This is a genomic window from Deltaproteobacteria bacterium (assembly GCA_016235345.1).
Taxonomy (GTDB): Bacteria; Desulfobacterota; Desulfobacteria; order Desulfobacterales; family Desulfatibacillaceae; genus JACRLG01.
The window spans coordinates 219,592-231,790 of sequence record JACRLG010000002.1 but is presented as its reverse complement, the minus strand read 5'-3'; the positions used below and the strand labels follow the sequence as shown (position 1 = coordinate 231,790).

The following is a 12,199-nucleotide window of genomic DNA, read 5'->3' as shown; positions in this document are numbered from 1 at the left end:
AATCGCCGTGTCAGAGGAAAGCGGGCGGGTCGTTATGTACGAAAAGTACACGGCCTCCCCGCCCGCTTTCCTCTTCCTTGCGCTTCATCGTTTTCAGGAAGGCTTCACACCCAGCTTGTTTCATGGGATTACAGGAGAGTACGGCCGGTTTGCGTTGCAGGGCAAGGATGAGGCGCACGCTGAACGGCCATTTATCTTTTTGGAAAGGAAGCGCCATGAACAGGCCCGATCCGTTTGAATCCTACAGGGCTGAGCTTTCCAGGTCCGTCATGGACAGCCTTTCCGGCATCCCGATTTTTGCGGCCCTTTCGGATGAGGAGCTTTCCGAAGTCGCCGGGTTCATGAACATGGTGGACGTCATGCAGGGCGACGTTGTGTTTCTTGAGGGCGAGCGAGGGGATTACGTCTGCTTCGTGGCAGAGGGGCTTTTGGAGGTCTCCAAGAAGGCGGGCGACTCGGACAGGCGGGCGGTCATCACCACGCTTTCGCCCGGCCACTCCATCGGCGAGATGGCCCTGATCGACGAAGCCCCCCGTTCGGCCACCGTGGTTGCCCTTGCCGACACCCGCATGGTGGCCCTTACAAGGCAGGCCTTCGAGGGCCTCATCAAAAAAGACCCCATGATCGGCATCAAGCTCATGAAGGGCATCTCCCGCCTTCTTTCGTCGAATTTGCGCAAAACCTCCTCCCAACTGGCCGAGACCATGCTTCCGGTGTGCTGACCGGCGGCCCGAAAAAAAGAAGGCGCATGAAAAGAATAGTACTGGGAACCGCAGGCCACATCGACCACGGCAAGACAAGCCTTGTGCGGGCGCTCACGGGCATAGACTGCGACAGGCTGGCCGAGGAGAAGGCGCGCGGCATAACCATAGAACTTGGCTTCGCGCACCTCGCCCTTCCCTCCGGCCAGCGCATCGGCATAGTGGACGTGCCCGGCCATGAAAAATTCGTGAAGAACATGGTGGCCGGAGCCACGGGCATAGACGTGGTGGCCCTTGTGATCGCGGCGGACGAGGGCGTGATGCCCCAGACCCGCGAGCACCTGGACATCTGCTCCCTTCTGGCCGTGAAAAAGGGGCTGGTGGTCCTCACCAAGTGCGACATGGTGGAGGAGGAATGGCTGGAAATGGTGTCGGACGACATCCGCACAGCCCTTGTCGGCACCTTTCTTGAAGACGCCCCCCTGGTTCCCGTGTCGTCGGTCACGGGCGCAGGCCTTGACGAGTTGAAGGCGGTTCTGGACGACATCGTGAAGGACGTCGCCGAAGCCGCAGGGGCGAATATTTTCCGGCTTCCCGTGGACCGCGTTTTCACCATGCACGGCTTCGGAACGGTGGTCACCGGGACCCTGGCCTCCGGCCACGCGGCGGTGGGCGACATGGTGACCCTGTACCCATCCGGAGTGCGCTCCAAGGTGAGGGGCCTGCAGGTTCACAACGATTCCGTGACCGAATCTTTTGCCGGAATGCGCACGGCGGTCAATTTCCAGGGCCTGGACAAGGCTGCGGTAAAGCGCGGCGACGTGGTGGCGGCCCCCGACACCCTCAAGAACAGCCGCATGGTGGACGTGTGGCTCTCCCTGTTAAAAACCGCCCGTCCCCTCAAAAGCCGCGCCCGCGTGCGCTTCCACACCGGTTCCAGCGAGATAATGGGCAAGGTGGTGCTTTTCGGCTGTGACGAGCTTCTGCCGGGCCAGGAGGCCCCGGCCCAGATGAGGCTGGACGAGCCCGTGGCCCTCATACGGGACGACCGCTTCGTCATCCGCTCCTATTCTCCGGTTCACACCATAGGCGGCGGCAGGGTGCTGCACCCCTTTCCGGCCAAGCGCAAGCGGGGCCGCCCCGGAACCACCGAAAGCCTCATCGAGCTTTCAGAGGCCGAAGGCGAAGCGCTTGCGGAACTTTGCGTGCGCCTGTCGGATTTCGGGGGCATCAGCCAGGCCGAGCTTGCCGTGGCCACCAACTTCGCCGGAAAAAAACTCAAGGACTCCGTTGAAAAGCTCCTCTCCAAAAAGGCCCTGGTGGTGGTGGACAAGGAGGCGCGGGTCTTCATCCACGCCGAAACCCTGGCCCGCCTGGAGGAACTCGCCCTTTCGGCCCTTTCGGCCTACCACGCCGCCAACCCCCTCAAAACCGGAATGCCCAAGGAGGAACTGAAATCGAGGCTCGACGACCGCATCGGCCCCAAGACCTTTCATCTCCTTATCGCAAGCCTTTCCGGCTCGAAAAAAATCGAGGCGGACCAGGACCTTCTGCGCCTTGCCGGGTACACGGTTTTCCTTGCGGAAGACGAGGCGGCGGCTGAAAAGAAGATACGAGACGCCTACGAAAAGGGCGGGCTCACCCCGCCTTATTTCAAGGAGCTCACGGACGGCCTTGGGGTTTCGGAGAAAACCGCCAGGGGGATTCTGGCCCACATGGTCCAGGAAAACGCCCTGGTGAAGGTGAAGGAGGACCTTTATTTCACGAGGGCCGCCCTGGATGATCTGAAAATCCGGCTGGTTGCGCATTTAAAGGCCCAGGGGGAACTGACCCCGGTGCAGTTCAAGGAGATGACCAACGCGTCGCGTAAATACGCCATTCCGCTCCTGGAATGGTTCGACTCGGCCAAGGTGACCCTGAGAGTCGGCGATGTCAGGAGGTTAAGGTCAGGGTAAGCGCCCGTCTAAAAACGCGAACTGCTGTGTCGAGCGTCAAAGCCAATTCCGCCACGTACCTGTGGTACGCTTGCTCATTGGCTTCTCGCTCTCCTTGCATTTCATCGTTTTTAGTCGGGCTTTTGCAGGTTACAAATGGGATATTGATGGCCTGCCGTGATGTGGGTGGCCCGGCAAAAAAGGTTGAGGATAAACTAAAAGCATGAAAACAGACGGAACCTTGAGGCTCGTGGCCTGGGAAACCACCCGGAACTGCAACCTCTCCTGCGTTCACTGCCGGGCGGCGGCCACACAGGGACCCTATGAGGGCGAGCTTTCCACTGGAGCGGGCGCGAAGCTTCTGGAGGAAATTGCAAGGGCCGCCAGGCCGGAACCGGGAAGGGCTTCGGGGCATCCCGGCGGACCTCCTGCAGGACATCCGGGCAGGGCAGGCGAGGGCGAAGGTCCGCCCGAAGCCTTCCAGCCCATAGTCATTCTCACGGGCGGGGAGCCGCTTCTGCGGCCCGATATTTACGATCTCGCCTCCCACGGAACGGGCCTCGGCCTTCGCATGGTCATGGCCCCCAACGGCACCCTGCTTACGGAGGACGTGGCAAAACGGCTGGTATCCTGCGGAATCCAGCGCATAAGCATAAGCCTGGACGGCGCGGGCCCGGAAATCCATGACAAATTCCGTGGGGTGCCCGGAGCCTTCCAGGCGGCCCTGAACGGAATAAGGAACGCGAAGGAAGCCGGGCTGGCCTTCCAGATCAACACCACGGTCACCCAACAGAACCTTGCGGACGTGGAAGCCGTGCAGGAAATGGCGGTGAAGCTTGGCGCGGCGGCCCATCACGTCTTCCTTCTGGTTCCCACCGGGCGCGGAAAATACATCCTGGACCAGGCCATAAGCGCCGACCAGTACGAGGAGACCTTAAACTGGTTCGCGGCCCGGCAGGCCGGGGTCCCCATGCAGTTAAAGGCCACCTGCGCCCCCCATTATTACCGGATCATCCGCCAGAGGGCCAGGGCGGAAGGCAAGAGCGTAACCTTCGCGTCCCACGGCCTGGACGCCGTAACGCGGGGCTGCCTGGGCGGCACCGGCTTCTGCTTCGTATCGCATACCGGAATCGTCCAGCCCTGCGGTTTCCTGGACTTGAACTGCGGAGACGTCACCAAAACTCCCTTTGACCGGGTGTGGCGGGAATCCGAGATTTTCCTGAAACTCCGGGACTACGACAACCTGAAGGGCAAATGCGGCAGATGTGAGTATAAGGCCGTTTGCGGCGGCTGCCGGGCCAGGGCCTATGAGAAGACCGGCGATTATCTGGCCGAAGAGCCTCTATGTTCATACGATCCGGCCTGATCCAGGCCGTCCACAAACGCGAACTTAAGTGTCAGGTTTCGCGGCGCGGGAGCGTCATGTACGAAAAGTACTATTCCTTCCCGCGCCGCTCACCTTCCTTGCATTTCATCGTTTGTGATCGGCCTGGAAGAAACGGTGGTTTTGCAGGGAAGGTTTTTTCGGCTGGGCGATTACTCCGGCTGGCTGGCAGCGTTTTTGGGGGCCTTGCAAGGAATTCATGGAAAACGAATACCGGCTGAGATGCCCCAACTGCGGGCTGGATGTTTTCTGTCTCCGAACCACGGCCCACGGGCTTGTGATAATAAGGGTGGCGGCGGATGGATCCGTGGTCCCACAGGACCTTGACCCGGCCCTTTTGTCAGATGCGGACAAAGAGGCGGTTTTCTGCCTGAATTGCGGCTGGACCGGCGCAGTACCGGAACTTGTAGGAGAACAGTCCGTAAAAATGGCTGAATACAAAGCCTGAATATCAATCATGATTATGGCGATGAAATGCTAAGGTTGGCGAGCGGGGCGGGGAGGAATAGTACTTTTCGTACATGACGACCCGCAAAGCTTTCCTCTGACACTTAAGTTCGCGTTTTTAGGCAGGCTGGTAAGGGAAATAATGGAAGAGGAACACTACCGCGAACGCGACATGGCCTCATTCAACGAGGCCGTGGACATGATGACCGAAGGTACTGCGGGTTTCGATCCCCGCCTTGTCCGCCTGATAGCGAAAGCCGTCGAACCGGAGGCGAAGAAAATCGCCCTTGCCTTTTACCGGGAAATGCTCGCCCTTCCCGCCGCCCGCGCCTTTTTGGACCACGAGATGGTCTCAAGCCGCCTTGGCCACAGCATGGAGGAGTGGGTGAGGGCGCTTTTTCAGGTCCGGGACGATAAGGCCCTGCGGGCCTATCTTCTGCAACAGACCCGCGTGGGTCAGGTCCATTCCCGCATCAGCGTGCCCATCGCCCTGGTCAAGCGTGGGGCGGCCATATTGAAGGGGCATGTTTTTTCCGTTCTCGAAAAAGCCTTTTCCAATGATTCCCGTACGCTCGTCGACACCATGAGGCTCACCGACCGGATGCTCGAACTTGCGGTTTTTTTCATCAACCTAAGCTACGTGGTGGAGAGCCTCAATACCGAGCAGACGGTTCTGGCCTTTCGCCAGCAGGCCACCAGCCGCTACACGGCCCTTGACTGCGAGAGGATAAAGGCCTCTGTGTTCGACTGGATAAGGGGTTTTTTTTCGCAGATTTATTTCAAAAACGCCAAGGGCCTTTCCGACATCATCCTGCCGGAGCAGACGGATTTCGGCCTCTGGGTGCGCTACAAGGCGGACATGCTTTTCCCGGATCAAAAAGACGACGTGGCTGTTTTGAAGGGCAACATAGAGGAGATGAGCTACCTGGCCCGCAGGGCGGCTGCGGCCCTTTCTGCAGGCGGCCAGGACCTGACCATGGACACCATCGTCTCCCGCATGAACGAAATCGCCATCCACGTGTCCTTTCTGCTCTCGTCCTTCGTGTCCGTGCTCCTGGAGGCCGAGGCGGGCCGGGACCAGCTCACACAGGTCTACAACCGCAAGTACCTGCCCATAATCATGCGAAACGCGGTGAGGGTGAGCATGGAAGGCGGCGAACGCTTCGCGGTGGCCATCCTGGACATCGACCACTTCAAAAACGTGAACGACACCTACGGGCATGACCGGGGTGACACGGTGCTGGAGAAGATTTCCGAAATCCTCATTGACTCGGTTCGTATGGGGGATTCGGTGTTCAGGTACGGCGGGGAGGAATTCCTCGTGGTGCTTTTGGGGGTGGATGCGCCTGCAGCCCGAAACGCCGCCGAAAAATTGCGAAGGCGGATAGAGGAGGCTTCCGTGAACCTTGGCGAAGGCCGCTCGATAAGGGTGACGGTGAGCATCGGCGTGGCCCTTCACGACGGGCACCCCGACTATTCCCGCACCATAAGCCAGGCGGACGAAGCCCTGTACCGGGCCAAGGAGCTTGGCCGCAACCGGGTGGCATTAGCCGGAAGCGCCGGATGATCCGGGTCCGGGATGGATTGCGGATGCTCCGGCTTTCACCGTTCCAACTTTAACTTGACGGAACCGGGCTTGGGCTGTAAATGAAAATGTTGGAACGGGGCGATTTGCCTGCAAAACCCAAGACAGCCGGTAAAAATCGTCACAGGCTAAATCCGGTCCGGCGCGGTCCTCGCTGCCCTTCACCCTCTATCTGTCCGCCGCCGCAGCAAATTTGACCAAAAACAAAAATTCAGGGTGCGCCCCCAAGCGGGGTACGCCCTGTTTTCACGGATCATCGGGTACATCATGGCAGCCATAGAAAACATCGCAGAAGTCATCCGAAGGCATTCCACAGCCGCCATGCTCATTCTGGTGGGCTTCGTCCTCATCGAAATCCAGATCATGGCCATTGCGGTCATGAAAAGCGGACACAAATCCACTCTCCAGGTCATGGACCAGGAGGGTCAGGTGGTTTACGAAACAAGCGGAACGGCCCTTTCGGCCTTTGACCGCCAGTATTTCGAGAAGAACTTCGGCCCGCTCGAAAAATACCAGACCCGCCTTGACTCCAAAAACGTCCCCTTTCCCTTTCGCGCCTGGTTCTTCGCGGCGGTGGGAATCCCCATCGGCGTTGTCTTTCTGGTCTCCTTCATCATAAAAGCCTTCGCCCACCTGCTCTACGGCGACAGGGTCCACGCCCCGCCGCCCGAAAGGGGCGATCCGCTGGCGGGCAACAATCCCATTGGCTTATCGCCCATGGACTCGTTTTTAAAGAGCATCTCGAAACAAAACGTCTATATTCTTGGCGCGCTGGTCTTTGTGGTGGTGTTTCTTCTTTACGCGGTCCCCAATTTTTTCCTTTTCCTGGGAAAAACCAGCGTACAGTTCATAATCGACTTCAAGTGGGTCTTTCTTGGCGGCTTCGCCGTTCTTTTCGGATTCGTGGTCTGGCTGGTCTACCTGCGCTTTCTGCTTGCGAAAAAGAACATCGACGCCCACACCGAGATTCAGAAACTCCGCGTGGAGCTTGAATTCAAGACCCAGGCGATCAACCCGGCCATGGAGATTTCCTACACCCCGGAAAAGGACGCGCCGCCCCCGGCCTTGGTGCCGCCGCCCGAATCAACGAATTGACCACCAGGGCGTCCACAAGCGCGATCCGCTGTGTTGCACGCTTTCGTCCGGCTCGTTGCGCAATTTTAGTACGCGGCCTCCCCGCCCGAAAACGTGCGCCTTGCGGCTCATCGCTTGTGATCGCCCTGGGCGGATCACATGATTATGTAGCGTTTTTTTGCGCGCTCTTTTTTCCACGCCCGTAACAGGGCGTTTTTTTTGCCTTCCGCCGACTCCCGCCTTTCCCTCGTCAAGACCCTTCGGTCAAGCGATAAGCTCCTATTGACACGCGCGAATTTTTGCGCTTATACATTTCTACATCATTTGCTGGAACAAGGTGCTGGAAAAAATCGATGGAGGCAGCCAAGTCCTTCATCTTACTTTTGAAACCGCTTGAATTGAAAAAGGAGAGCTTCCATGAAAATTCTTAAAATCGACCACCTGGGAATTGCGGTAAACTCCATTGACTCCGGGCGCAAGTTCTGGGAAGACATTCTTGGCCTTTCTTTCGAGGGGGCCGAGACCGTGGAGGCCCAGAAGGTGACCACGGCCTTTTTCCCGGTTGGCGCAAGCGAGGTTGAGCTTCTGGAGTCCACCTCGCCTGAAGGCCCTGTCGCCAAGTTCATCGAAAAGCGCGGCGAGGGCATTCAGCACGTGGCCTTCCGGGTGGAAAACATAGAAGAGGCCCTTGCGGAACTTAAGGAAAAGGGCGTGGCCCTGATCGATCAGACCCCCCGAATCGGCGCGGGCGGGGCCAAAATCGCCTTCCTGCACCCCAAGGCCACTGCGGGCGTCCTTGTCGAGTTGTGCGAACGCCAGGAAAAATGACAGCATTAAAACCCGGATATCAATTTTGCCGGAATATTAATCAGGCCGATCACAAGAGATGAGATGCAAGGAAGGCGAGCAACGCGGGGAGGTACTGTACTTTTCGTACGTGACCGACCCGCGTTGCGACGCCTGACACAGCATATCGCTCTTGTGGTTGGCCTGAGGTGAAAGGAAACCACATGGGAATAGTCGAAGACAAAATCAAGGACTTGGCCGCGCGCGAGGCCAAAATCATGGAGATGGGCGGCAAAAAGGCCGTTGACAAGCAGCACGAGGGCGGCAAGCTCTCGGCCCGCGAGCGCCTGGACCTTTTGTTCGACAAGGGGACCTTCAGGGAGCTTGACCTTTTCGTCACCCACCGCTCAACCAACTTCGGCATGGAAAAGGTGGACATCCCGGCTGACGGCGTCATCACCGGCCACGGCCTTGTGGACGGACGCCCGGTCTTCGCCTATTCCCAGGATTTCACCGCCCGTGCCGGAAGCCTTGGCGAGATGCACGCCAAAAAAATCGTCAAGGTCCAGGACATGGCCCTAAAGGCGGGCGCACCCCTGGTGGGCTTAAACGATTCCGGCGGCGCGCGCATCCAGGAAGGGGTTGACGCCCTTTCGGGTTACGGACAGATATTTTACAGAAATTCCGTGGCAAGCGGCGTTATCCCCCAGATTTCGGCCATCATGGGGCCCACGGCGGGCGGCGCGGTTTATTCCCCCGCCATGACCGACTGGATTTTCATGGTGAAAAACACCAGCTACATGTTCATCACCGGACCCAACGTAATCAAGGCCGTGACCGGCGAGGAGATCAGCTTCGAGGAGCTTGGCGGGGCCATGACCCACAACGCCAAAAGCGGCGTGGCCCAGTTCGCCTGCGAGGACGACTCCGACGCCATAGCGCAAATTCGGGCGCTTCTGGCCTTTTTGCCGTCCAACAACATGGAAGACCCTCCCTACGTTCCTCCCGCCGACTCGGCGGAGCGCTGTGACCCGGCCCTTGATTCCATAATACCTGACAACCCCTCGGTCCCCTACGACATGAAGGCGGTCATACGCTCCATTGTTGACGACGGCGTGTTTTTCGAGCCGCACCTTTATTTCGCCAAAAACATCATAGTGGGCTTTTCGCGCCTTAACGGCAGGGTCTTGGGCATAATCGCCAACCAGCCGGGCGTGATGGGCGGAAGCCTGGACATCAACGCTTCCGACAAGGCCACACGGTTCATCCGTTTCTGCGACGCCTTCAACATCCCCATGCTCACCATTGCAGATGTCCCCGGTTATCTTCCCGGAAGCGACCAGGAATGGGGGGGCATCATCCGCCACGGGGCGAAACTTCTGTGGTGCTACTCGGAAGCCACGGTTCCCAAGCTCCTGCTCATCACCAGGAAGGATTACGGCGGATCGTATCTCGCCATGTGCTCCAAGGACCTTGGGGCGGACTACGCCATGGCTTGGCCCACCGCCGAAATAGCCGTCATGGGAGCCGCCGGGGCCGCCAACATTATCCACGCCAAGGAAATTTCGGCGGCTGAGGATCAGGTCGCCAAGCGCAAGGAAAAGATCGCCGAGTACGAGGAGCTTTTCTCCAACCCGTACAAGGCGGCGGCCAGGGGCTACATTGACGCAGTGATAAGGCCCAGCGAGACAAGGCCCCGGCTGATAGCGGCCCTGGAAGCCTTCAGTGGCAAGCGGGAACTGCGCCCACCCAAGAAACACGGCAACATCCCTGTCTAAGGAGGCGGAAATGGACAAGAAAAAAATCGCCGCAGCCGTTGCCGGGGTGATGGAGTACTTGAAGGTCGAACAGGCCGCGATAGCCCAGGCGGGCGGGCAGGCGCAAGACGCAGCCCCGGCCTTTGTAATGGCCCCGCCCATGCCGCCGCCGAGCCTTTACGCCATCTCAGGCCGCCAGATGGCCATGCAGTGGCGCAACATGTTCCAGATGCGAGCCGTACGCGGCCTGAAATAACGGATACCACAGTCTTTGTTAACGGCTTAAAACACGTAAGGCGGATGGAAAACGAGATGCAAGGAGTGCAAGCCACGCGGCGCAGCACGACACAGCAGGTCGCGTTTTCCGACGGCCGCACAGGAGAGAATGATGAGTGAGCACAATTTTATCGAACTGACTGAAGTCAACTACGGCAAGGACCGGCCCAAGGCCAAGAATCCCGTCAAGATCGAGGACTTGTCCTTAAGAGACGGGCACCAGAGCCTTTTCGCAACCCGTGGCCGCACCGAGGACATGATCCCGGTGGCCGAGATGATGGACGAGGTGGGTTTCTGGGCCTTGGAGACCTGGGGCGGGGCCACCTTCGACACCATGCACCGCTTTTTGAACGAAGACCCCTGGGAGCGCATCCGCACCCTCAAAAAATACATCAAGAAAACGCCGTTCTCCATGCTTCTGCGCGGCCAGAACCTTGTTGGGTACCGCAACTACGCCGACGACCTCGCCGACATCTTCGTGGAGCGCGCGGCGGAAAACGGCATGGACATCTTCCGCACCTTCGACGCCTTAAACGACTACCGCAACTTCGAGACCGTGGTTCCGGCCATCAAGCGCTGCGGCAAGCACTTCCAGGGCTGCATTTGCTACACCTTAACAGCGCCCCGGCTGGGCGGCGAGGTGTACAACCTTGATTATTACGTCAACAAGGCCAAAGATCTTGAAGCAATGGGCGCGGATTCCATCTGCCTTAAGGACATGGCGGGCCTCATTTCCCCCTACGACGCCTACGCCATCATCAAGGCGCTGAAAAAGAACTGCAAGGCCCCCATTCATCTTCACAGCCACTTCACATCCGGCATGGCCCAGATGAGCCAGTTGAAGGCAATCGAGGCGGGCGTCGACATTTTGGACACTGTCATGGCCCCCTACGCCTTCCGCACCAGCCACCCGGCCATCGAGCCTTTGGTGATGAGCCTTCTTGGCACCAACCGCGACACCGGCTTTGACATCAAACTTCTGGCCCAGATCGACGAGGTCTTCGAAAAAGAGGTCATGCCAAAGTACAAGCATCTTCTTGACGACACCAAGATGAGCATAATCGACATCAACGTGCTTCTGCACCAGACTCCGGGCGGAATGCTCTCGAACCTCGTGAACCAGTTACGCGATATGGACGCCCTGGACCGCATAGACGAAGTTTACGCCGAGCTTCCCAGGGTGCGCAAGGAACTGGGACAGATTCCCCTTGTCACCCCCACAAGCCAGATCGTGGGCGTGCAGACGGTGATGAACGTCTTGAACGACACGCCGGGCGAGCGCTACAAGATGATCACGAGCCAGGTGAAAGACCTGTGCTACGGCCTTTACGGCAAGACTGCGGTGCCCATCGACCCGGAAGTCCAGAAAAAGGCCCTTAAAGGCTACATGCGCGAGGGCGTTCCCGCCGAGACCCCCATCACCGTGCGGCCCGCCCAGGTTCTGCCCCCGGAGCTTCCCAAGGCCAAGGAGGACACCAAGGGCCTGGCCAAAGACATCGACGACGTGGTGCTCTACGCCATGTACCCGGTCACGGGCAAGCGCTTCCTCAACTGGAAATACGGCAAGGAGGAAGTGCCAGCAGACGTCAAGCCCCGCACCATGGAAGAGGTGAAGGCCGAGGCCGAGCTTCTCCGCAAGGCCAAGGCCGGGCTTCTGGTGGAAAAGACCGTGAAGGAGGCCCCGGCCAAGGGCGAAAACGCGCGGAGTTTCAACGTGTTCGTGGACGGCGAGTACTTCGAGGTAGAAGTGGAGGACCAGGGTGGCGGCCCCCTTGTCACCGGCGTTACCCAGCCCCCCGTAACGGCTCCGGCTCCCGCAGCAAAATCCGCTGGCCCCAGGCTGGCCACGGGAGGCCTTAAGCCCGCGCCCGTCACCAGGGCGCAATCGAAGGTGTCACCTGCTCCGGCCCCTGCTCCCAAGCCCGCAACGGCAGCGCCTGCGCCAGCCGCCGCACCCGCCCCGGCCTCAAACGTGGCGGGAACGCCCCTTCCATCCCCCATGCCGGGCATGGTGGTTTCCTGGTCCAAGAACGTGGGCGACGCAGTTACGGCGGGCGAGGCCGTCATGATCCTGGAGGCCATGAAGATGCAGAACAGCCTGGAAGCGCCGTGCGCCGGAAAGATTGTGGCCATCAACTTCCAGTCCGGAGAGAATGTGGCCAAGGGCGCGGTCCTTTGCGTCATAGGATAGTCGGCCGTCCACAAGCGCGAACTGCTGTGTCACGCATCACGGCGCGGGTCGTCATGTACGGCAA

11 protein-coding genes are annotated in these 12,199 nt (G+C 59.2%); 10 read left to right on the top strand and 1 reads right to left on the bottom strand.

The genetic code is table 11. From position 1 onward, the window contains the following. Window positions 1–10: 10 nt before the first annotated feature. Window positions 11–217 carry a hypothetical protein gene (locus tag HZB23_01760; protein MBI5843377.1) on the bottom strand — a complete coding sequence of 69 codons (207 nt, stop codon included), beginning with the start codon at window positions 215–217 and terminating at the stop codon, window positions 11–13. Between HZB23_01760 and HZB23_01755 the strand changes: the two genes are divergently transcribed. The 10 genes from HZB23_01755 to HZB23_01710 all read left to right on the top strand — a co-directional run bounded on the left by HZB23_01755 (window position 216) and on the right by HZB23_01710 (window position 12,135). Then, entirely contained in the window at window positions 216–722 is a 507-nt protein-coding gene (locus HZB23_01755) for a cyclic nucleotide-binding domain-containing protein (GenBank protein ID MBI5843376.1), read from the top strand. The two genes, HZB23_01760 and HZB23_01755, sit on opposite strands and share 2 nt — an antisense overlap. Window positions 723–748: 26 nt before the next feature. Next, window positions 749–2,656 carry a selenocysteine-specific translation elongation factor gene (selB, locus tag HZB23_01750; GenBank protein ID MBI5843375.1) on the top strand — a complete coding sequence of 636 codons (1,908 nt, stop codon included), beginning with the start codon at window positions 749–751 and terminating at the stop codon, window positions 2,654–2,656. A gap of 202 nt (window positions 2,657–2,858) precedes the next feature. Continuing rightward, window positions 2,859–4,001, top strand: coding sequence for a radical SAM protein (locus tag HZB23_01745; protein ID MBI5843374.1), 1,143 nt, complete (start codon window positions 2,859–2,861; stop codon window positions 3,999–4,001). A 217-nt stretch (window positions 4,002–4,218) separates the two neighbouring features. Further along, window positions 4,219–4,467: a hypothetical protein gene (locus HZB23_01740; protein MBI5843373.1), complete on the top strand. Its 249-nt coding sequence runs from the start codon at window positions 4,219–4,221 to the stop codon at window positions 4,465–4,467. A 141-nt stretch (window positions 4,468–4,608) separates the two neighbouring features. Beyond that, window positions 4,609–6,033, top strand: a complete 1,425-nt coding sequence (locus HZB23_01735) for a GGDEF domain-containing protein (GenBank protein MBI5843372.1) — start codon at window positions 4,609–4,611, stop codon at window positions 6,031–6,033. A gap of 285 nt (window positions 6,034–6,318) precedes the next feature. Next, window positions 6,319–7,146 (top strand): hypothetical protein, encoded by an 828-nt coding sequence (locus tag HZB23_01730; GenBank protein MBI5843371.1) that lies wholly within the window; start codon window positions 6,319–6,321, stop codon window positions 7,144–7,146. Between the two features lie 396 nt (window positions 7,147–7,542). Next, the gene (gene mce, locus HZB23_01725) at window positions 7,543–7,953 is read left to right on the top strand and encodes a methylmalonyl-CoA epimerase (GenBank protein MBI5843370.1); all 411 of its coding nucleotides are present in this window, start codon (window positions 7,543–7,545) and stop codon (window positions 7,951–7,953) included. 182 nt (window positions 7,954–8,135) lie between these two features. Beyond that, on the top strand, window positions 8,136–9,689 hold the full coding sequence (locus HZB23_01720) for a methylmalonyl-CoA carboxyltransferase (GenBank protein MBI5843369.1): 1,554 nt from the start codon (window positions 8,136–8,138) through the stop codon (window positions 9,687–9,689). Window positions 9,690–9,699: 10 nt separating this feature from the next. Next, complete coding sequence (locus HZB23_01715) at window positions 9,700–9,924, top strand: hypothetical protein (GenBank protein MBI5843368.1); 225 nt, start codon at window positions 9,700–9,702, stop codon at window positions 9,922–9,924. A gap of 132 nt (window positions 9,925–10,056) precedes the next feature. Beyond that, a complete protein-coding gene (locus tag HZB23_01710; GenBank protein MBI5843367.1) occupies window positions 10,057–12,135 on the top strand; it encodes a pyruvate carboxylase subunit B in 2,079 nt (692 codons plus the stop codon). The last annotated feature ends 64 nt before the right edge of the window (window positions 12,136–12,199 follow it).